This is a genomic window from Dorea sp. AM58-8 (assembly GCF_003464045.1).
GTDB lineage: Bacteria > Bacillota > Clostridia > Lachnospirales > Lachnospiraceae > Claveliimonas > Claveliimonas ammoniilytica.
Map to the genome: position 1 here is coordinate 23,811 of NZ_QSDM01000015.1, position 21,167 is coordinate 44,977.

Annotated in this window: 18 protein-coding genes; 6 read left to right on the forward strand and 12 right to left on the reverse strand. The window is 45.4% G+C overall.

Annotated elements, in window-relative coordinates:
• Nucleotides 1-49 precede the first annotated feature (49 nt).
• From hflX to DXA18_RS11190, 4 genes are all read right to left on the reverse strand, one after another.
• Nucleotides 50-1,297 (reverse strand): GTPase HflX, encoded by a 1,248-nt coding sequence (gene hflX, locus DXA18_RS11175; RefSeq protein ID WP_118383950.1) that lies wholly within the window; start codon nucleotides 1,295-1,297, stop codon nucleotides 50-52.
• A gap of 27 nt (nucleotides 1,298-1,324) precedes the next feature.
• Nucleotides 1,325-1,852: a tetratricopeptide repeat protein gene (locus DXA18_RS11180; protein WP_118383951.1), complete on the reverse strand. Its 528-nt coding sequence runs from the start codon at nucleotides 1,850-1,852 to the stop codon at nucleotides 1,325-1,327.
• A gap of 183 nt (nucleotides 1,853-2,035) precedes the next feature.
• Nucleotides 2,036-4,675 carry a YfhO family protein gene (locus tag DXA18_RS11185; protein ID WP_118383952.1) on the reverse strand — a complete coding sequence of 880 codons (2,640 nt, stop codon included), beginning with the start codon at nucleotides 4,673-4,675 and terminating at the stop codon, nucleotides 2,036-2,038.
• On the reverse strand, nucleotides 4,656-5,612 hold the full coding sequence (locus tag DXA18_RS11190) for a glycosyltransferase family 2 protein (protein WP_118383953.1): 957 nt from the start codon (nucleotides 5,610-5,612) through the stop codon (nucleotides 4,656-4,658). The genes DXA18_RS11185 and DXA18_RS11190 overlap by 20 nt, the downstream gene beginning before the upstream one ends.
• A 145-nt stretch (nucleotides 5,613-5,757) precedes the next feature.
• On the opposite strand from DXA18_RS11190, the gene DXA18_RS11195 reads away from it, so the two are divergent.
• Genes DXA18_RS11195 through DXA18_RS11205 form a run of 3 tightly spaced genes read left to right on the forward strand, consistent with a single transcriptional unit; the run spans nucleotide 5,758 to nucleotide 7,830 of the window.
• A complete protein-coding gene (locus DXA18_RS11195) occupies nucleotides 5,758-6,462 on the forward strand; it encodes a response regulator transcription factor (protein ID WP_118383954.1) in 705 nt (234 codons plus the stop codon).
• Nucleotides 6,455-6,985 (forward strand): hypothetical protein, encoded by a 531-nt coding sequence (locus tag DXA18_RS11200; RefSeq protein WP_118383955.1) that lies wholly within the window; start codon nucleotides 6,455-6,457, stop codon nucleotides 6,983-6,985. The genes DXA18_RS11195 and DXA18_RS11200 overlap by 8 nt, the downstream gene beginning before the upstream one ends.
• Complete coding sequence (locus tag DXA18_RS11205; RefSeq protein ID WP_118383956.1) at nucleotides 6,880-7,830, forward strand: HAMP domain-containing sensor histidine kinase; 951 nt, start codon at nucleotides 6,880-6,882, stop codon at nucleotides 7,828-7,830. The genes DXA18_RS11200 and DXA18_RS11205 overlap by 106 nt, the downstream gene beginning before the upstream one ends.
• Here the strand turns inward: DXA18_RS11205 and DXA18_RS11210 are convergent.
• The 3 genes from DXA18_RS11210 to pepT form a co-directional block, all read right to left on the reverse strand.
• Entirely contained in the window at nucleotides 7,827-8,441 is a 615-nt protein-coding gene (locus DXA18_RS11210; RefSeq protein WP_330424555.1) for an N-acetyltransferase family protein, read from the reverse strand. The genes DXA18_RS11205 and DXA18_RS11210 overlap by 4 nt on opposite strands.
• A 234-nt stretch (nucleotides 8,442-8,675) precedes the next feature.
• Nucleotides 8,676-10,055 carry a peptide MFS transporter gene (locus DXA18_RS11215; protein WP_118383958.1) on the reverse strand — a complete coding sequence of 460 codons (1,380 nt, stop codon included), beginning with the start codon at nucleotides 10,053-10,055 and terminating at the stop codon, nucleotides 8,676-8,678.
• A 136-nt stretch (nucleotides 10,056-10,191) separates the two neighbouring features.
• Nucleotides 10,192-11,409: a peptidase T gene (gene pepT / locus DXA18_RS11220; protein ID WP_118383959.1), complete on the reverse strand. Its 1,218-nt coding sequence runs from the start codon at nucleotides 11,407-11,409 to the stop codon at nucleotides 10,192-10,194.
• Between the two features lie 283 nt (nucleotides 11,410-11,692).
• Between pepT and aroF the strand changes: the two genes are divergently transcribed.
• Genes aroF through DXA18_RS11235 form a run of 3 tightly spaced genes read left to right on the forward strand, consistent with a single transcriptional unit; the run spans nucleotide 11,693 to nucleotide 14,561 of the window.
• A complete protein-coding gene (aroF, locus tag DXA18_RS11225) occupies nucleotides 11,693-12,706 on the forward strand; it encodes a 3-deoxy-7-phosphoheptulonate synthase (RefSeq protein ID WP_118383960.1) in 1,014 nt (337 codons plus the stop codon).
• 13 nt (nucleotides 12,707-12,719) lie between these two features.
• Nucleotides 12,720-13,778, forward strand: a complete 1,059-nt coding sequence (aroB, locus tag DXA18_RS11230; protein ID WP_118383961.1) for a 3-dehydroquinate synthase — start codon at nucleotides 12,720-12,722, stop codon at nucleotides 13,776-13,778.
• Nucleotides 13,779-13,814: 36 nt separating this feature from the next.
• Nucleotides 13,815-14,561: an SDR family NAD(P)-dependent oxidoreductase gene (locus DXA18_RS11235; protein ID WP_118383962.1), complete on the forward strand. Its 747-nt coding sequence runs from the start codon at nucleotides 13,815-13,817 to the stop codon at nucleotides 14,559-14,561.
• Between the two features lie 44 nt (nucleotides 14,562-14,605).
• Here the strand turns inward: DXA18_RS11235 and DXA18_RS11240 are convergent, their stop codons facing one another.
• The 5 genes from DXA18_RS11240 to hpfG all read right to left on the reverse strand — a co-directional run bounded on the left by DXA18_RS11240 (nucleotide 14,606) and on the right by hpfG (nucleotide 21,164).
• The gene (locus DXA18_RS11240; protein ID WP_118383963.1) at nucleotides 14,606-15,541 is read right to left on the reverse strand and encodes a bile acid:sodium symporter family protein; all 936 of its coding nucleotides are present in this window, start codon (nucleotides 15,539-15,541) and stop codon (nucleotides 14,606-14,608) included.
• Nucleotides 15,525-16,439 (reverse strand): ketopantoate reductase family protein, encoded by a 915-nt coding sequence (locus DXA18_RS11245; protein ID WP_118383964.1) that lies wholly within the window; start codon nucleotides 16,437-16,439, stop codon nucleotides 15,525-15,527. The genes DXA18_RS11240 and DXA18_RS11245 overlap by 17 nt, the downstream gene beginning before the upstream one ends.
• Nucleotides 16,440-16,463: 24 nt before the next feature.
• Complete coding sequence (locus tag DXA18_RS11250; RefSeq protein ID WP_118383965.1) at nucleotides 16,464-17,213, reverse strand: tetratricopeptide repeat protein; 750 nt, start codon at nucleotides 17,211-17,213, stop codon at nucleotides 16,464-16,466.
• Nucleotides 17,214-17,412: 199 nt separating this feature from the next.
• Nucleotides 17,413-18,561, reverse strand: coding sequence for an iron-containing alcohol dehydrogenase (locus DXA18_RS11255; protein ID WP_118383966.1), 1,149 nt, complete (start codon nucleotides 18,559-18,561; stop codon nucleotides 17,413-17,415).
• A gap of 113 nt (nucleotides 18,562-18,674) precedes the next feature.
• Nucleotides 18,675-21,164 (reverse strand): (2S)-3-sulfopropanediol dehydratase, encoded by a 2,490-nt coding sequence (hpfG, locus tag DXA18_RS11260; protein WP_330424556.1) that lies wholly within the window; start codon nucleotides 21,162-21,164, stop codon nucleotides 18,675-18,677.
• Nucleotides 21,165-21,167 lie beyond the last annotated feature (3 nt).

Here is a 21,167-nt window from a genome sequence, read left to right on the forward strand (position 1 = left end):
ATATTCCTCCCGGCATCTGTCTTGAAATCTGTCAACCAATTCTTCCAGGCTATGAATCTGCAAATATTTTTCCATATATCGGAATCGGCACATAGGCTTCCACAGCAATGCCGTCTTCCATATATTCTTCTCTGAGAAGCTCTCCGTACTTGCGGATCAACTGGATCTTCGCTACGTCTTTATATGGAAATGTATACTCTACCAACGCCTTCTGTCCCCGGAGCACCTCTTCCAGCTTGCTCTCCAGTGCATCAATCCCCGCTCCTGTCGCCGCTGAGATCGGCACTGTCGCATCTGCCTGAAAATCCCGCAAGATCACAGGCTCTGTCAGCAGATCCTGCTTATTAAACACGGTGATCACAGGCTTATCCTGTACGCCCAGTCCCCGCAACGTCTCATATACAATATGCATCTGCTCATCCAGCTGTGGATTCGACGCATCCACCACATGCAGGATCAGATCTGCGTACTTTGCTTCCTCCAGTGTACTGCGAAATGCATCAATCAGGTGATGCGGCAGCTTCCGGATAAATCCAACTGTATCTGTAAACAGCACCTTCTGTCCGCTGCCAAGCTGATATCCCCTGGTCGTCGGATCCAGTGTGGCAAATAGCTTATTCTCTGCCAGCACTTCCGCTCCCGTCAAATAATTCAGAAGCGTCGACTTGCCCGCATTGGTATAGCCTACAATAGCAATAACCGGAAGCATCTCCTTCTTCCGCTGTTCTCTTGCCACCTGTCTGTGATTCTTCACTTCCGTAAGTTCCCGGTTCAGTCTGGCAATTCGTCCTTTGATCAGTCGTCGGTCCATCTCCAGCTTCTTCTCACCGGGACCTCTGGTACCGATACCACCTCCAAGCCTTGAAAGTGATGTACCATATCCGGTAAGTCTCGACTGACGATACTTTAACTGTGCAAGCTCCACCTGGATCTTACCTTCATTGGTAGATGCTCTCGCGGCAAAGATATCCAGGATCAGCAGCGTCCGGTCCATGATCTTCGTATGCAGCTCATCCTTCAGATTGCCGATCTGTGCCGGCGACAACTCGTCATCACAGATAATGCCATCTGCTTCTGTCTCCCACAAGAGATCTCGGATCTCATCAAGCTTACCCTTGCCCACATAAGTTCCCGGATGGATCAGTTCTCTCTTCTGGATCACTCTGCCCACGCACTCCGCTCCGGCAGTGCGCGCAAGTTCTTCCAGCTCATCCAGCGACTGATCCACATCCTCTGCATCGGATAAACTGATTCCCACCAGAATTACCCGTTCTTTTTTCTGTTCTGTCTCATACATCTATGTTCTGTTCCTTCTGTAATTCTGTTATTGTGTCTCCAGAAATTCTGCTTCCTTCGTTCCGCGTTCGTCATCCGGATAATCCTTCACATACTCCTTCAGCTTTGTCCTGGCATTCTCCCATTTGCCAAGCTTCTCATATGCTACAATCTCGTTATACTTCATCTCCTGCATCAGTTCCTTGCTGGCATCGTCACATTCCTGCCCAAGATTGTAATAATTCAGAGCTTCTTTTGGATTATCCAGCTTCAGTTCACAGCTTCCGAGGAAATTATACAGTGCCGCGGTCTTCTCCGCACCATTATCCAGCGCTGACTGAAATGCACTGAGTGCTGCTTCATACTCACCCAGTTCCCATTTCGCCATACCGATGCCGCGGTACGCCTCTCCGGTATCCTGTCCTTTATCCGCTGCCTCCTTGAACTTCGTGACAGCTTTTTTATAGTTGCCATCCTCCAGGTAAGTTGTACCCTCTTCGATCGCTTTGGATCCACAGCCTGTCAATGCCAGGCACAGCAGCATACATATTGCAATAAAACTTACATGTCTCTTCATGTTATCCTCCCCATTAGAGATTATTCTATGAATCCATTATGCCAAATCCAGAAAAACATTTCAATACGAAGAAAGGAACTTACCTTAGTAAGTCCCTCTTTTTGTCCGTCTCTTCTCTAGTCAAGCGGATATTCGCAATCCGCTTCGCTACTTGCTCATAACCGAATGCTGCTTTGCAGCTTATCAGGAGTGGCTTGCACCACTCCTGATACAAGCAATTGAAGCAGGGGACTTGCTTGATTCGGTTAAAAAAATAACTGCCATCATCACAAGTCCCACAAGACTTAAGAATTTGCCTGCTGCCACACCGGAAGCATGATATATGATCACAACACTGTGTTCGCCTGATTCTATTGGAAATCCTAAAAATGCTGTGTTCACCTTTTTAGGCACTGTCTGGTCCCCATCCACATAGATGGTAAAGTTCTTATCATATGGGATCGACGTAATAAAATATCCGGTATTCTGTACATCGATCTTACCTGCGATCGTATTGCCTTTTGTATCATCCCTGTCCACCTGAAATGCAGACTGATACAGATTCTGATCTTCTTCCATATCCTCCGTATACGCACTTGCGGATCCCATATAACACTGTACTCCTGTCAGTTCGTATTCCCCTGCTCCAAAGGTTATCTTCAGATCAGTCTGGTCTGACGGAAGTGTCATCACGTAGGTAAATGTCGTATTTCCATTATAATATAAGTGACTTTCGGAACTCAGCTTATTACGGATTCCATTTACCCAGATTGCCACATCATGATTCGGTCTGTGATTGTCCACCTGAAACTGAAGATATAGATTATAGTCTGTCGCTTCACTATATGCCGATGTCTCCGCAGGCACAGATACATTTACCGAAGTTTTATTCTTTGCCTTAATCTCAATGTTACCATCTGCATCCGTTGATATCTTCATCTGTTTTGTATTCATATTCGGAATCGTAAATGTACTTTTTTCTGCCGTAGCTTCAAACAGACTCTTGCACCCCTGATCATCCGCATCTGCCTCCGCATTATCTGTACTGTTTGCATTTACTACAGCGTAATTCATCAGCGCAGTCTGGTTATATGGAAATGCAAGTGTCCGATACTCTTCCTCCGCCATCACACGGTCTGTAGCATAGGCCACCGGTGCCACGCCTGCATTTTCCGTTACGATCGGTGTTCCGTCCTTTTTCTGTCTGATCTGATACTTTACACCCATGAACCGCTGATATAATGGATTCTTCGCCACACTCTGCATCAGATTGTTGCGGTATGGCTGTTCCAATTCAAACGTATCCTTGCGAAAATCCTGATACTCCGTATTATACGCTGAAGAATAAAGGGATGACACCCACTGCCCCGATGCCCATACCCGGTTCAGATCTGCGGCATTTTCCGTGTCTTTCCCCATCTGTTCGATCCGATAAAAGGAAGAATCATGCTGCAGAATATCATTCACGGTACCTCCAATCCTGCTGTCCGTCACTTTCGCATACTCTGCGGGTTCGATCAATTCACTGCTGTACGCATTGGCCACACCTTCAAACAGTGTCAGACAGATCAATGGTGGAACGATCAGGACCGCTATCCTGCGTTTCCAACAAAATACAGCAACGGATATCAATGCGATCACTCCATCCAACATGAGCAACTGCCACTGCATTTCATACGAAATCGTTGCATTTCTTCCATAATAGTCATACATAATCACTGCCAGCGTAAGCACTGCGGCAATCAGATTAACCGGCAATGAAATCTCATGTTTCTTATTCTTCCAAAGATATAACGCGATCAGATAGCAAATCAGCGGTAAAAATGGAATGACAGCCTTATCTCTTATATATAATCCACCATTCAGAAGCCATGCAAATACCGGCAGGCTAATAACCAGCATACAGCCCCAGGCAAGTACACGCTCACTCCATCTTCGGTAAGTAAGTCCGACAATTAATACGGTAATTGCAAGAGTGGTAAGTCCCAGTCCATAAGTTCCATACGCTACACGAAGCGGCGGAAACTGCGGTATCAAAAGCTCCCCGATCTTCATGCCGGCTGCTTCCTGCTTTCTCCCAAAAAGGGCTCTTGCCGTCGGCACCAGCAGGATACCACTCATACATACAGCTGCAAGCATCGGCATCACAAAGCGAACTCCATCTCGCAAAAATACAGGTACCCGGAACTTTGGTGTGATTTCCAGATACCGGTACACACCATAGAGCACCAGTGCCAACATACCGCCAATACTGAAATAAAAGCTAGTCATAATCATCAGAAATACACTGATCAGATACAGATCCGATCGTTTCTTATCAAAATACCGATCGACCCCGATCAGTGACATATAAAGGAACGGCATATAGTTGACAAACATCACCTGATGACAGGACTGATAGATCACAGGACCTGCCAGCATATACATCAATGCTACGCCAAGTCTTATCTCTTCCGGAAATCCGCGTCTGCCAAGCCAGTAATACAGAAGGCACACAGATACTGCGATCCCTGCAACGCTGACTGCGATTATATAATCGCCCATTTTTACAAAAGGCAGCAGATAGGACAACAGAATTACCGGACTATATAAACCGTAATAGGAAAAATTATAAATATTCTGTCCACCGCCAAGATTGGCTGCAAACTCCGGAAACAGTTCTCCTGTATCATAGAACTGCTGTCTGAAATAATCCGGAATCACGCTATGCTGGCTGATCCAGTCTACCTTTGCCCCAAACACACCATTTCGTCCCACAAAGAGCCAGCATACAAATACGGTCAGCAAGCATAGCAGCAGATAGATCACACCACGAATCTTTTTCTTACCTTTTATGATCTGCATACGTCTCTCCTTCCTCACTGGATTCCCGAAGCAGATAGATTGGACGATGCTTAGTCTCAAGATAAGTCTTAGACAGATACTGTCCAAGAATTCCAAGGCACAAGAGCTGTACACCGCTGACCATGAACACGATACATGCCATGGACGGCCATCCGGATACCGGATCTCCCCATACAAGTGTCCGGATAATAATTACCAGGATCACCAGTGCCGACAGTCCACAGAACAGAATTCCCAGTACCGATGCAAGCGCTAATGGTACTACTGAAAATCCGGTGATTCCTTCTAATGAATAACGGAACAGTTTCCACACTGACCACTTCGTCTCACCTGCAGAACGCTCTACATTTTCAAAGTCCAGCCATTTGGTCTTAAATCCTACCCATCCAAAGATTCCTTTGGAAAAACGGTTGTACTCACTCATCTGTAATACTGCATCTGCCATCTTACGGTTCATCAAGCGGTAATCTCTTGCGCCATCTACAATCTCCGTCTTAGATATTTTGTTGATAAAACGATAAAACTGTCTGGACAGGAACGACCGTATCACCGGCTCTCCTGCTCTGGTAGAACGTCTCGTTGCCACGCTGTCGTAATCTTCTTCTTTTAATATCCGGTACATCTCCGGCAAAAGTGACGGCGGATCCTGAAGATCTACATCCATCACCGCAATATAATCTCCTTCTGCATGTGTAAGTCCCGCATAGATTGCTGCCTCTTTACCGAAATTTCTGGAAAATGACAGGTATCTGCACCGGGCATCTATCTCGTGAAGCTTCTTCATTTCCTCCAGTGTTCTATCTGCAGAGCCATCATCTACAAAGATTAGTTCAACGTCTGTATCCATCTGACCTATGATCCGGCTCATTTCTTTATAATATATCGGCAATGCCGCTTCCTCGTTCCAGCACGGAACGATAATTGATATCTTATCCATAATCTTATTCACCTCTGGCGGATATTTTATCTCACATATCTTAAGTATTTGTCAAATTAAATCTTAAAGTTTCTTAAATTAAAATGATTTTTTATTAAATTCTTGTATACTTATCAGCAGAACGAATATGAAAGGAGATTTTATTATGGATGCCCACATTCTGGCAGTAGATGACAACCCGGAAATCCGGGAGATTATAGAGATACTATTAACCGGTGAAGGCTTTGCAGTCGATCAGGCAGGAGATGGCACACAGGCGCTTGCTATGCTGAAAGAAAAGCATTATGACCTGATTATTCTGGATATTATGATGCCAGGCATGAATGGATACCAGACCTGTCTGGAGATCCGTAAGCTCACCAATGCTCCAATTCTGTTCTTAAGTGCCCGCACCAAAGACAGTGATAAAACTCTGGGCTTCTCCAGCGGCGGAGACGACTATCTGGCGAAACCTTTTTCCTATCCGGAGCTGATCAGCCGGGTAAAGGCATTGATCCGACGTTACCAGATATATAAAGGAAAGGATGAAGAGACAATTACCGAAGTCCCTGTCAATATCCATTACCACAATCTGGATATTGACAGGAATACCGAGACCGTTTACCGGGATGGTGAAGCAGTAGATCTTACCAGCACCGAATATGCCATGCTGCTTACACTGGTTACCCATCCTAGTCAGATCTTTTCTGCCGAGCGGCTGTTCGAAGTTGTCTGGAATGAGCCTTATTACTATGGTGCCAGCAATTCTATCATGGTACACATTCGAAACCTGCGCCGCAAGATTGAAGTCGATCCTGCTGCTCCTACCCTGATCACAACCGTCTGGGGAAAGGGGTACCGCTGTGAATAAGCTCCGTACTAAAATTCGTACTAAACTTCTGCTTCTGATCATCATCACCGGGCTTGCAAGTGCACTGCTTTTCCAGGGAATGTGGAACTGCAGATGGAAGGTCTGGGACGTACTGTCAGATGCCGGATTTTTTGATGATATACTGCCGAGTGCAGACGATAATTTCTGGAATAATCTTTTTAATAGAGCTGCTGATTATGACCTTCCTGCCTCCGAAACGGATTCCAAGGCAATCGATGCACTGACTCCTTTCTTCGATGAAACAGCAGACGAATATACCAGCATATATCTTTATTCTCTGACCGAAGGGGAATATCTGGTCGGTCGTTATGCCCAGATTATGGATTCCGAAATTTTCGTGTACCATTTGACATTGCCTACCGATGGACAGACGGAGCCAATGAAGAACGCTTCGAAATGCCGGTTAAGTTTAAGAATGGATATGCTACTGTCATCGTCTATTTCTATCATCAGACGTATTTCATTACACCATATTTCTTCGCCTGCCTTATCTGCTGCCTGACGCTGTTCCTTGGAAGCATCCTGTTCTTTGTCCGCCGCAAAATGAAAGAAGTGGATCGATTAGAACAGCATATCCTGACCATGGCATCCGGTGATCTGACAACACCTGTAATCCCCGGCAGCAAAGATGAACTTGGCATACTTGCAAGAGAACTTGACAACCTGCGAATTACACTGCACGAAACAATCACCAATGAGCAGGAAAGTCATCAGGCAAATCAGGATCTGATCACCGCCATGTCCCATGATCTGCGCACCCCGCTCACGGTACTGAAAGGCTATCTGGAAATACTGCGTCTCGGAAAAAATGCAGACATGCAGACCGAATACTTGAATCGCTGCATTCAGAAAACCGAAGATATCCAGGAAATGTCAGACCGGATGTTTGAATATGCACTCGTCTATGAAAAGGACATCCAGCCTGAATTTCGCAGGCTCCCTGCTACACTTCTGCTAGAACACCTGATGGAAAATGCAGACTTCCTGCATCTGACCGGATTTCAGACTTCACCTCAGATCCCCGATGAACCACTTTCTGATTTTGAAGGCGATCCTGCGCTGATCAAGCGAATCTTTAACAATCTGTTCTCCAACATTCTCAAATATGGAGACAAAAAAGCTCCGGTCGTCATTACATTCTGTCAGAATACAGACAGTCATAATGTGCCGCAGCTGATTATCACCTTAAAAAATGCAGTTAAATCAGACCTTGCCGGCATCGAGAGCAACCGGATTGGTCTGAAGAGTGCAGAAAAAATGATGCGGCTGATGCATGGCGGGCTACACTACACGCAGATGGCGGAATCATTCACTTCTACTTTAACATTTAAAGGGCTTGCGGATTAATCCTCCGCAGCCCTTTTCCATATCTCTTCACATTGCTTACTATATTGATTCTGTAACTCAGGAAACCAGATCACAGGTTCCGGAGTCTCCGGATGCTCTGCAATCGCTTTTTCCATCCATACCATATGATACCAGCGTCCGAATTTGTACGCACACTGGTGAAATGTTCCGATCAGCCGGTAGCCGAGATGTTCATGATACTCTACACTATTGTTAGTAAGATACTCATCCGGTTCTTCCGGATACGCAATACACGCATTCAGATTGATGATGTGCATGGCATCCAACGTGTCTTCCAGTGCCTGATAAAGACGGCTTCCGATTCCATGTCCGCGTACATTCTCTGCCACATAGATCGACGTCTCTACCGACCAGTCATAGGATTCCCTGGTATTCAGCGGAGAGGCATAAACATAGCCCACGACCTTTCCGTCCAACTCTGCTGCCAGATAAGGATATTTTTCCAATGTATGACGTATCCGCTGTCGGAATTCCTCCACGGACGGCACATGACATTCATAAGTGATCGCCGTATGCTCCACATAATATCGATATATTTCCACCAGCGCCTCTGCGTCATCCTCACTGACTACACGTATCTTAAGTTCCATTCCCAACATCCTTTCCCGAAAATTATCTTCTCTATTCAAGAATGCCTCGGCGTTCTTGCTGCGAGGTGCGTGTCATGCAATTGCATGACATACTTCTACTGCGCACCTCTGCAATCCTGCCGGAGGCTATATCAGCTGGGAGATTGACTCCCATCTGATATACTGCATCTACGATAGCACACAAAAAAATATCACGCAACCATACAAACATGGTGCGTGATATTCATATATCTCTTAATCTTCTACCAGTTTATTCAACTGCTTATTCGCCGCAAACAGCAATGCAGTAAACGCCATCATGATCACGAAGATTCCAACGAATACCGGGAATACATCGAATTTCTCAATGAATGCCTGTACATATGGGCTCAGTTTATTTGCCACAAATGTAGATACCGCGATAACTCCCATCAGCAGTGACAGGTATTTCTTCGGTGCATATTTACTTACGAATGCATTACGCAGTGGCGAGAAGCACATCTCTCCGATGGTAATTACGGCAGAGAACAGGATCGGCCAGAGTACACTTGCCTTAACAGATGCACCTGCACCAACACCACGGAATAATTCGCATAATACCATTACACCGAATGCCAGTCCTACAAACAGAAATCCCAGACCGACTTTCTTGAACATATTCATATCGCCCTGCGGACGCTCTGCAAGCTTCTTCCAGATTGCAGCCATAACGCCACCAAGTACTACACACAGCAGACCGTTCCATGTAGTTGTGATCCATGACGGTGCAATTTCGAACGAGCCAAGGCTCATCTTCACATAGTCTGTCATGTAGATTACCAGTGCCAGATCCTGCTGATAGTAGAACAGCCAGAAGATGACGGACAGTGCGGATACCAGAATGATCGCTCCCATTCGTTCCTTCTCTTTCTTTGACAATGGCTCTTTCTTGCCTGCGCCCTCGTCAGCAGTATGTGTAGATCCGATGATCTCACCCTTTTCATCCGTCAGGTACTTGAATGGCTTAATGCCCTGTCCCTGGAGATTGCCCCAGTTCAGCACAAACCATACCAGACCTACGATACACCACAGTGCTGCCATGAGGAAACACTGACGGAATCCAAGTACATCTCCCTTTTTAAACACATGCAGATACAAGAAGCCTGTCAGCAATGATCCCACAAATGCTCCTACATTTACATAGGAATACTGAATGGAAAATGCCGCATCCAATAATTCCTTGTTATGATACTGTCTTCCGATCAATGCGTTCAGATTGCCTTTAAATAAACCTGTTCCGATAGACACCAGAATGATCATTGCATTAATCATAGCCGGACTATCTGCCCGCCATCCTACAATGTATCCTAATGCCATAATAACGTAACCAAGCGAGATGGCATATCTTGCCCCAAGCCATCTGTCTGAAATCACGCCTCCGATCAGCGGTGCCATATAAGTGTACGCTGTCAGATTCGCAGCCATGATCGCCGCGTCTGTCCTCTCAATTCCCAGACCACCTTCTGCCACAGCAGTAATCAGGAATAAGAGCAGCAACGGCTTTGCCCCATAGAATGCTAGACGTTCAAACATGAACGTGATACAGCACGCATAGAAGCCCTTTGGGTGTTTCTCTTTTGTCTTTGTTGCTCCCATTTTTGTTCTCCTTCTATACTTTGATGATCGCTGTCACTTCCCCAAATAACAGCAGACAATCCGTACTATACCATATTCTAGAACGCGGTTCAATTAAAATAGTATAAACTCCACATTTTCCCTGTGTTTTAAATGTTTATTCTGCAATCTGTCTTACAATATCTTTCACGATTTTAACTCCGAGATCCATTCCCTCTACCGTAATGTGCTCGAACACACCGTGAAATGCGTGACCGCCCGTTCCAAGATTCGGGCATGGAAGTCCCATGAAGCTGAGTCTTGCTCCGTCTGTGCCTCCACGGATCGGTTCTACGACCGGTTCCAGTCCCACATTCTTAATCGCAGCAAGTGCCATATCTACCAGCTCCATACACGGTTCGATCTTCTCCCTCATATTACGATAAGACTCCGTCACCTTCACTTCTACGCTGCCTTCTCCGTATTTCTGATTAAGTACTTCAGCAATCTCCTGCATCTTTTCTGCGCGCTTATCAAAATTCTCCTTATCAAAATCACGGATGAGATACTTCATATTCGTAGTAGTTACATTACCACTCATTGCATTCAGATGATAGAAGCCTTCGTATCCTTCGGTCGTCTCCGGACGTTCATCTGCCGGAAGCATCTGGTGGAATTCCGTTGCGATCGTCTGCGAATTCACCATAATATCCTTTGCAGATCCTGTGTGTACACTGACGCCGTGACATGTTACAAAGCCTGTAGACGCATTAAAATTCTCATACTGGATCTCACCCTCTGCGTCACCATCCAATGTGTAAGCGTAATCTGCCCCAAATCCTTCTACATCAAAATGATCCGAACCTCTTCCGATTTCCTCATCCGGTGTGAATCCGATGCAGATCTTACCATGTGGAAGTCCTTCCTTTATAATCTCATCTACAGCTGTCAGGATTTCTGCAATACCAGCCTTGTCGTCAGCACCAAGAAGTGTTGTTCCGTCTGTTGTGATCAGAGTTCGTCCTTTCAGACCTGCCAGATGTGGGAATTCTGCTGCTGATAATACATTGCCGCTTGTTCCAAGCACCACATCACCGCCATCATAGTTCTTGATAAGCTGTGGCTTGATGTCTTTACCGGACGCATCCATCGCTGTATCCATATGCGCAATCAGTCCCAGAGCTGCTTTGTCCTCGCATCCCGGTGTAGCAGGAACAGAACCATATACATAGCCCTTGTCATCCACTCTCGCATCCTCAATGCCAAGTCCTTTCATCTCTTCTACCAGTTTCTTCGCCAGATCCAGTTCTCTTGCTGCCGAAGGAACCGTATCGCTGTTCTCATCACTTGTTGTCCATACTGCAACATACTCCAAAAATCTTTCGTACGCTTTCATTATTGTAGTCTCCTCTCAATCATTAATCTACGTTCTATTCTATCCCATTTGTATACAATCTTCTACACATTTTTTGCAAAATCTATTGACATCCTCTTCGATCGGCTGTATCATACCATTAGTTTCACACTTTAAACAACTAAAATTTTACAGTATGAATATTTTACAGTATGAATGTCTATGAATGTTGGGCATGGATTGCGAGAGTGCACACAGCACGGAGCAATCCACAGGGCATTCCAACGCACATATCAAACAACAAATGTCAAGGAGGATTTACATTATGATTTTAGTATTAAAACCACATACCAGTGCCGAAGATAACGCTCGTGTCGAATCACTGGTTAAGAACAAGGGATTGACACCTCACATGGTAGTCGGCAACGAAATGACCATCATCGGCTGTGTCGGTGACACATCTAAGGTAGATCCAAGACTTTTTGAAGTAGATCCTTCAGTAGAACGAGTTATGCATGTGCAGGAACCTTATAAACTTGCCAACCGCGCATTCCATCCGGAGAATTCCATCATCGATGTATCAGGAGTTAAGATCGGCGGCGATCACCTTGGGCTGATCGCAGGTCCTTGTTCTGTTGAGACTTACGAACAGGTACTTGGCATCGCAAAGGCTGCTAAAGCATCCGGCGCCAATCTGTTAAGAGGCGGCGCATTCAAGCCTCGTACGAGTCCATATTCATTCCAGGGACTTGGGCTGGAAGGTCTGGAGATTCTGGAAGCTGTCAAAAAGGAGGTTGGACTTCCAATCGTAAGTGAATTAATGTCTCCACAGTATCTGGATGTTTTCAACGAAAAGGTTGACCTGATTCAGATCGGTGCCCGCAATATGCAGAACTTTGATCTGTTAAAACAGTTAGGACAGATCGATCGCCCGATCCTGCTGAAAAGAGGCCTTAATGCAACTTACGAAGAATGGATCATGTCTGCCGAATACATTATGGCAGCAGGTAATGAAAATGTCATTCTCTGCGAGCGTGGTATCCGTACATTTGAAACCTATACAAGAAACACGCTGGATCTTCAGTGCATCCCGGTACTCCGCAAGCTGACTCATCTTCCAATCATCATCGATCCGAGTCATGCAGGCGGCAAATGGTGGCTGGTAGATTCTATGGCAATGGCTGCTGTAGCTGCAGGTGCGGACGGACTTATGATTGAAGTTCACAACAATCCGGAAGCTGCTCTCTGCGACGGTGCCCAGTCATTAAAGCCTGAGAAATTCGACAATCTGGTCAGGAAAGTTTCACAGATTGCCCATGTAGTAGGAAAAGAAGTTTAAGGAGTATCAACCCATGAAATTAACTGTAAATCTGGGAGCCAACAGCTACCCGATCTATATAAAAAACAACATATTGAGTCAGGCGGATACTTATATCCACGAAGCCTTTCGTGGTCACAAAATTATGATCATCTCTGATGATATCGTGTATCCGATCTACGGAGAGGCTTTGACCGCCAGACTTGCTGATTGGGAATGTTATCATATCGTACTGCCACACGGCGAACAGACCAAAGACTTCCAGACTCTGCCTCAGATCTACGAAGCTATGGCCGAGGCTCACTTTACCAGAACCGACATGATCATTGCCCTGGGTGGCGGTGTCATCGGAGACCTCGCAGGATTTGCAGCATCTACCTATATGCGCGGCATCAAGCTGGTGCAGATTCCTACTTCTCTGTTAGCACAGGTAGATTCATCCGTAGGCGGCAAGGTTGCTGTCGATCTTCCACAGGGCAAGAATCTGGTCGGTGCATTTTATCAGCCATCCCTGGTACTGATCGATCCTACAGTCCTTGACACACTGAGTGAGCGTTTCATCATCGACGGTATGGGCGAAGTCGTCAAATATGGCTGTATTGAAGATGCGGACCTCTTTGAGACACTGGCATCCCACACTTCCTTTAAGGATCTGAAAAAAGTACTTCCGGAAGTAATTACCAGATGCGTAGACATCAAACGCGAGATCGTAGAAGAAGATCAGTTCGACACCGGCAGACGTATGCTGCTGAACTTTGGACATACACTTGCACACGCCATTGAACAGCATTTCAATTACCAGATGCAGATTCACGGTGAAGCAGTTGCCATCGGTATGTATCAGATCACCCGCATTGCTGAAGAACGTGGACTGACAGACGCCGGTACTGCTGAAAGAATATTAAACGTGTTGAATATTTACCGACTGCCACACAAATGCGGATTACCGCTCGGCAGTCTGACCAAAGCCATTTCTTTAGATAAGAAGAATATGCACGGAACATTGAATCTGGTATTGTTACACGATATTGGAAACAGTTATGCAGAGCCATCCTCTCTTCAATTCTTTGATGAGCCTAAGCGGATGATATAAACAAAACAGAGCAAATTAAAGGAGGACATATTTATCATGAACAAATTAAGTGGAAAAATTGCTATTGTCACAGGAGCAGGTAAAGGTATTGGACGCGAAGCTGCTCTCGCTATCGCTGCTGAAGGGGCTACTGTTGTAGCCGTTGCCAGAACGCAGACAGATCTGGATGAAACTGTAAAGATGATCGAGGATAACGGCGGCTCAGCCATTTCTCTCTCAAGAGATCTGACAGACGGTGAACAGGTGCAGTCTATGGTTGATACTGTTATAGAAAAATACGGTAAAATCGATATTCTGGTCAATAATGCCGGTGGATATCCTAAAGAGATCTATAACAATATTGAACACCAGGCAATCAAGATCTGGGAATGGTCTGAGGAACAGTGGGATCAGATCATCAAGACCAATCTTCGCATTCCGTTCCTTTGCATTAACAAAGTCGTTCCGGAAATGATCAAACAGCATAGTGGTAAGATTGTAAGCGTGTCTTCCCGTATGGGACGAATCGCCTCTCAGATGGGTGCATATGCAGTTGCAAAAGCAGGTATCGTTACTATGACGAAGACAACTGCGATCCAGACCAAAGAATACGGTATCCAGTGCAACGCCGTAGCACCTGGTATCGTAGATACACCGGGACAGCGCGTATATAATCATTCCGTTGGTCAGGACGGTGTAGCAATGGGCAACGCAGAAGACGTAGCAAAAGCAATCGTTTATCTGTTAGCAGACGCTCCATTCGTTATGACCGGGCAGGTAATCGACTTGTTTACAACTGTATAAGAATTTTAAAAAAGATGCGTTCCTGCGCATCTTTTTTCATGTCTTTATTCCAGCTTAGATACCAGCACCTTGCCATAGAACGCCGCTAACACCTGTTGGAACAGCGTTCCGATCATCACCGGGTACATGACTGCTCCAGGAAAGCATGCGCCTGCAATAACCGCTCCCGCACTGATATTGCGCATTCCGGTTCCGTAGATCATAGAGATTGTGGTCTCTTTATCTTGGTGAAGGACTCTCGCCACACCCCAGCCCAACGCATAGCTGCCTGTAGCCAGCACAAGGATCGCAGCGCCGATCGCCACCCTTTCCAGATTCATATGCCGTACATACGGTGCTACTTTTGAAGAATTGGATGTTACCACAAACATTAACGCAAATTTAGAAAATAATGCCAGCTTCTTTGGCCAGGTATTCTTCACTGCACCTTGTGTCACCTGATTCAGCACCATGGCCGCGATTGCCGGAAGTGCCACCATAAATATTAACTGCCGCATCATCATCGTCGCATCAATCTCCACCTGTGAGCCAACCAACACCCGGAGTGTAACCGGGATCAGAAACGGTGACAAGATCGTATCGATCACAACCAACGACAGGGACAACGGATTATTACCATTATAAATGGTTACCCACATAAGTCCTACCACCGCTGTCGGTACGGAAAATTCCAGTACCATACCTGTGATCGCATAAGGGTCAGAGCCGAAGAACAGATGTCCTGCACCACATGCTACTGCCGGAATCATCACATGGATCATCACCAGCATACAGAGCAGCGGCTTCGGATCATGGAATACCCGCAATACGTCTTTGAATTCGGATTTTAATGCTCCGGTAAATGTGATAAACGCAAATACCATCGTCACATACGGAAGCCCATGTGCTGCCACATCCGGGAAGCTGATGCCCACCAGCATGCATAACGGCGTCACAAACGCCATCCATTTCTCTATAAATTTATTACCTTTCTCCAGCAAGCTTCTTCGCCACCTTTTCATATTCCGGTACCGGCACATCATATTCCTTACCGAGTCTTACCACTTCATACACCAGACCGTCAATCTCCGACGGCTTGCCTGCCATAACATCCCTCTGCATAGAAGTTGTTGCTTCCGGTGCCAGTGTGGATAACACCTCCAGATTTCTCGTCACCATATCCTTGTGAAATGAATGACCCATCGCTTCTGCCAACGCTCCGATCTCGCGGATCATTTCTTTGAAGCTTTCCCTCGGTGCTCCTTCTTTCATAAAATCTGCTGCCGTTGCGTTATAATATAAGCCAGCCGCACCGATCGGTGACACGTAGGAGAATTTCTCCAGTGCTGCTCTCTGGATATGATGCGAAAGAAGTGCTCGGATACCGCAGGATTCCAGATCTGCCCGGATCTCCTCCAGTTCCGGACGGCTTTCTGACTGATCCCGCACACCAAATACAAGGCTCAGCACCTTGCCGTACTGCTCTAATACACCTGGCTCTTTGATCGCTGCTGCCACATAGATACAGCCATCTGTTACAAGAATCTCCGGCAGTTGCTTCTGCAGCCTGCCGCCAGTGCCATAGATATTCAAAATCGGAATCACAATGGTATTCTTCTTCATAACCTTACGGATAAATGGTACTGTATCGTCCAGAGAGTATCCTTTTACGCACACCAGTATCACATCCGGCTGCTCATCGTAATGCTCCATATCCACCGCTTTTACCAGGATGGTCTCTCTAGTTCCATTCCAAAGGCGTTCCATCATAAGTCCCTGTTCACTTAACGCCTTCAGATGCGCGCCTCGTGCGATCAGCGTCACATCTTTTCCGGCTTTTGTCAGATAAAAGCCTAACGGTCCTCCTGTGCCTCCGGCACCAATAATCAGATATTTCATAATATTCACATCCTGTCTTATGTATCAGGCATTACGGACTGCTTCCTCAATCGCAGCAATATTTCTGCAGAGAATCTCATATTCATGGTTCTTACCATAATGATATAAGGTCAGTTCCAGTGCCTGCTGATAAGCTTCTTTTGCCTCTTCCAGCTTACCCTGTTTATAATACAGGATTCCAAGTGAATTGTAAACGGATGCCAGATGTACCTGATGATTGGTATCTAACCGCTCATAGATGTCGACACTTTCTCTGAGATCTTCTTCTGCTCGTGTATAATCACCCATTTCCAGATACAGTGCGCCAAGATTTGAGTAGGTGATTGCCACATCCATCGCGCTGTTTTCCAGTGTTCTGGATGACTTCAATGCATCTGCCAGCATCTCTTCTGCCTTGTCATACTCTTTCATATCCTGATATACCAATGCCAGATTATTTAAAATGCTGCAATAATACGAATTATCTTTTCCGATCGTTGTGGAATAGATCAGTGCACTTTCATTAAACAGATCTGCTGCCTCTTCGTATTTGCCTGCCAGGCGGTATGTTCCTGCCAGATTATTCAGTACGGTCGCATACTGCACCGTCTTGTCTCCGATATGCACAAATACCAGACGCTTTGCTATCTCAAAGAACTCCGCAGATTTGTCAAACTGTCCCATGCCACGATAGAAAGATCCAAGTTCGTTGTTTACCGTGATCTCCATCGGCTCAAAGCACATATCACAGCCATGGGACGCTTCTTTCAGGCGGTCATTTAAGTATAATTCCACAGCTTCCGGGCTACCTGTCTCGTATACGTTGCTGAGCTACTTGTAAAATTCATCAATTGTCATATCCATAATGGTTCTCCTCTAAAGTAAAACGGAGGGTACGAAGACCTGCCACAGCCTCCGCCCCTCTGTTTTTCATACGTTAAAGCCAAACATATTTATTAAGTGAGATTAGTTATTTTTAAAGATTAGATTTGTATTAAAGCGCTTTTTTGTAAAGAGCAATCATTTCTTTCAGGTTGGTCTGTCTTGGATTAGCAAGTACATTCGGATGAGCTACTGCATCTTTCGCCATAGCTTCGATCTTATCCTCTGTAACACCAACTTCTGACAGTGAAGAAGGAATTCCCAGATCCTTGTTCAGTTTCTTAACTTCATCAACCAGCATATCTGGTGTGAAATCAATTACAGGTTCTTTGTCTTCGCTGATGTAATTGTAGATCTTCTCATAACGTCCGTTGTCTGCAAGTGCATTGTACTCTACTACAGTAGGAAGGATAACTGCATTAGCCACACCATGCGGTACATGGAAGTAAGCACTTACCGGATGACTCATAGCGTGTACGTTACCAAGCTTAGCCCATGCAAATGCCATACCGGCAAATGTAGAACCAACCATCATAGCGCATGCTGCTTCCTCATCCTTACGGTTGGCAACAAAGCGACGAAGATTTCCACCGATCAGTTCCATTGCTTTTTCCGCCATTGCATCTGAGAATGGAGATGCGAAATTAGATACATAAGCTTCCATTGCATGGATCAGCGCATCAACACCACATGATGCTGCAATAGATGCCGGAGCTGTCATGATAAGTTCCGGATCAAGTACTGCATATTTTGGAAGAATCTCGTAGCTGATTACAGACATCTTGAAGTTCTTTGCTTCGTCTGTGATAACTGCAGAAGCAGTAACCTCACTACCTGTACCTGCTGTTGTAGGAATAGCGATCATTGGTACAATCGGTCCCGGTACTTTGTACAGACCTTCGTAGTCATTGATCTCTCCACCGTATGTAGCAAGTACGCCTGTAGCCTTAGCTACGTCCATAGATGAACCACCACCAAGAGCGATAATACTTGTTGCTCCGCTCTCTTTATACATCTTTGTAGAAGCGTTAACAACATCTACTGTCGGGTTCGGAACTACATCAAGGAATGTAGTACATGTCAGTCCGCCAGCTTCAACGATGTCCTGTACTTTCTTAACAACTCCGATACTCTCAAGACCGTGATCAGATACCAGGTATACATGTTCAGAATTGTTCTCTTTTAAAATCTCAGGAAGTTTCTTCAGGCTTCCTACTCCAAATTCGATGTTCTGTGGTACTTTAAATCTAAAATCTTTCATTATATTAATCTCCTTCTTCGCCGGATGAGTCAAACGGATGACTCACCCAGTCATATTTAACAATAAGCAGTTATATTATGTGTAATCTGTTGCAAGCCTTCTGCCTGGAAGTCTTAGAAGTGAAGCTCGGTACGTCCGATCAGGTCATCCTGAAGTGGTTTACCGAGTTCTACAAAGTATGCACTGTATCCGGCTACACGAACCAGCATATCTTTGTAATCTTCCGGTTTCTTCTGAGCTGCCTTCATGGTAGCAACACTCATGACATTGAACTGAACGTGCATAGCACCCTTGTTAATGTACTCTTCAATGAAGTTTGCAAGATTATCTCTTCCCTCAATTCCGCTTACAGCGTCCTGTGGGAATCGTAAGTTCATCAGTGTTCCGTTAGAAGCCAGTGAGTGGTCAACCTTAGTCAGTGAGTTAACCAGAGCTGTCGGACCACTGATATCATGAGAACTGAATGCTGTGTGTACAGGTCCCATGTTTTCTGAAATAGGCTCACCTTTCTTACGTCCGTCCAGAGAAGCATTGGTATTCAGACCCATTGCTACGTTCGCATTTACTGAGTAAACACCTGGGTTGAACTGTCCTCCACGTGGAGTTGTTCTTCCTGCTACGTTCTTGCAGTAGCACTCGAACATGAACTTGAACAGTTCATCAGCGTAATCATCATCATTACCATAGTGATGTACTTTTGAGCTATTTACATATGCGTACAGTTTCTCGTGACCTACCCAGTTATCCTTAACAGCCTGCAGAAGCTCTGCACCTGTACACTTCTTCTCTTCGAATACTAACTGCTTGATCGTGCAGAGGATATCTGTAGAAGTAGCAAGTCCGGATGCCTGCGGTCCGATACCGTTGTATTTTGCTCCGCCTTCTGTAAGGTCATGTCCGGACTTCATAGCATCCTCATAGAATCCTGACAGATATGGCAGCGGTTTACGTGCTCTGTGGCAGTTATCGATCATGCACAGGCTTGAGCACATCTGATCTGTCCAGTACTTGAACTGTGCGTTAACACTTTCCAGTACCTCATCAAATGACTTGTAAGTCTCAAGGCTTCCTGTATCTGGTCCCAACTGTTTGCCGGTATTCATGCTGCGGCCGCCGTTCATAACCATTTCCATCATCTTTGGTGTATTAACGTATGCAGCATCATGCCATCCGTACTCTTTACCTGGAAGGTCTATCTCTACACATCCTACACAGATGTAATCTCTTGCTTCCTCAAGGCTCATACCTTTTCTCAGCATACCCTTAATAGCTGTTTCATCATTGAAAAGCTTCGGATGACCATATCCGGCACGGATACACTCTGTTGTCTTGATGAGCAGTTCATATGGTGTATCTTTGTGCATACGTACACAGAGCCACGGGTTCATCATACGTGTGTGCACAGATGCTTCCAGACAAAGCATTGTCATATCATTGGTTGCATCATGTCCGTATTTATCTACGCCACCAACAGTCAGGGACTCTCCACCGAATCCACGTCCGTTACGAAGTGCCATACTTCCTTTATCTTTCAGTTTCGTAGCGTTGTTCATCTTAACGTACTCAACTTCCAGAAGTTCAAGAGCGAACTCTTTTGTGATGATTCCGTTATCTACATCATGTTTGTAGAATGGATACAGCCACTGGTCGAAACGTCCGTAAGAAATAGAATGTCCGTTTCCTTCAACTTTCAGAAGCTCTGTAGCTACGTTGAACAACTGCATTGCTCCCCAGTATGTCTTTGGAGCCGGTCCGGCTACTTCGTAACAGCTCTTAGCAATACCAAGTAACTCTTCTTTTCTCTTAGGATCTTTTTCTACTGCTGCTTTCTCTTCTGCAAGTTTTGCATATCGCTCGATGTATTTCTTAGCTGCCTCGTATGTAATGATAACAGAATCGTAAAACTCTACTTTGTTGTTGTACTCAACATCTCTCATATCAAGAGCCGCTTTGTACCTCTTAGCCTCGTCAATCAGTCCGTCGAAACCAAGTGACATCAATCTGCTGTAGTCCAGTGAAAGATGTCCTGCTCCTGCATAGTGATACAGGTTGGTCTGGAAAATCTTCTCTCCAGCCTCAGATCCTTTGATCTGATCATCTGTAAGTCTTGCTTCGATCATGTCAGCAACACTGCGTCCCTGCCACCATTTACACAGTTCAACGATCTCAGCTCTCTCCTCATCATTTCTGATGTAGAACTGATCATGCGCACGCTCTTCAAATGGAGAGTTCAGAATCTCTTCGATAATCCAGTTTACAGAAAACTCAGGATAGATCGGAGATGCTTTTGCTGGTGCTGCAATCTCGCCTACGATCAGGTCTTCGTCGTAAATGTACAGTGTGCAGTTGAGAAGAATGTTCTCAAATGCCTTTGCGCACAGAACTTTACGAGGAAGTTTGTTTTCATATTTCTGATAAGTTTCTGTAACCAGTCTCAATCTCTCGATATCTATCCAGTACTTTCCATCCAGAAATGTCTGGCGCAGGTGATTGACACGCGGGAATGGTGACCAGTCTTCATGGTGTACCTGATAACCAATACAATAGTTCTTGTCAAATGGCTCAGTACCACATGCGGTTGTGTGTGTGTTCGTCATACTCATTGT

Coding starts and splice junctions, on each gene's coding strand:
- hflX (WP_118383950.1), bottom strand. CDS start 1,297: ATGTATGAGACAGAACAGAAAAAAGAACGGGTAATTCTGGTGGGAATC.
- DXA18_RS11180 (WP_118383951.1), bottom strand. CDS start 1,852: ATGAAGAGACATGTAAGTTTTATTGCAATATGTATGCTGCTGTGCCTG.
- DXA18_RS11185 (WP_118383952.1), bottom strand. CDS start 4,675: ATGCAGATCATAAAAGGTAAGAAAAAGATTCGTGGTGTGATCTATCTG.
- DXA18_RS11190 (WP_118383953.1), bottom strand. CDS start 5,612: ATGGATAAGATATCAATTATCGTTCCGTGCTGGAACGAGGAAGCGGCA.
- DXA18_RS11195 (WP_118383954.1), top strand. CDS start 5,758: ATGGATGCCCACATTCTGGCAGTAGATGACAACCCGGAAATCCGGGAG.
- DXA18_RS11205 (WP_118383956.1), top strand. CDS start 6,880: ATGCCGGTTAAGTTTAAGAATGGATATGCTACTGTCATCGTCTATTTC.
- DXA18_RS11210 (WP_330424555.1), bottom strand. CDS start 8,441: ATGGAACTTAAGATACGTGTAGTCAGTGAGGATGACGCAGAGGCGCTG.
- DXA18_RS11215 (WP_118383958.1), bottom strand. CDS start 10,055: ATGGGAGCAACAAAGACAAAAGAGAAACACCCAAAGGGCTTCTATGCG.
- pepT (WP_118383959.1), bottom strand. CDS start 11,409: ATGAAAGCGTACGAAAGATTTTTGGAGTATGTTGCAGTATGGACAACA.
- aroF (WP_118383960.1), top strand. CDS start 11,693: ATGATTTTAGTATTAAAACCACATACCAGTGCCGAAGATAACGCTCGT.
- aroB (WP_118383961.1), top strand. CDS start 12,720: ATGAAATTAACTGTAAATCTGGGAGCCAACAGCTACCCGATCTATATA.
- DXA18_RS11235 (WP_118383962.1), top strand. CDS start 13,815: ATGAACAAATTAAGTGGAAAAATTGCTATTGTCACAGGAGCAGGTAAA.
- DXA18_RS11245 (WP_118383964.1), bottom strand. CDS start 16,439: ATGAAATATCTGATTATTGGTGCCGGAGGCACAGGAGGACCGTTAGGC.
- DXA18_RS11255 (WP_118383966.1), bottom strand. CDS start 18,561: ATGAAAGATTTTAGATTTAAAGTACCACAGAACATCGAATTTGGAGTA.
- hpfG (WP_330424556.1), bottom strand. CDS start 21,164: ATGAGTATGACGAACACACACACAACCGCATGTGGTACTGAGCCATTT.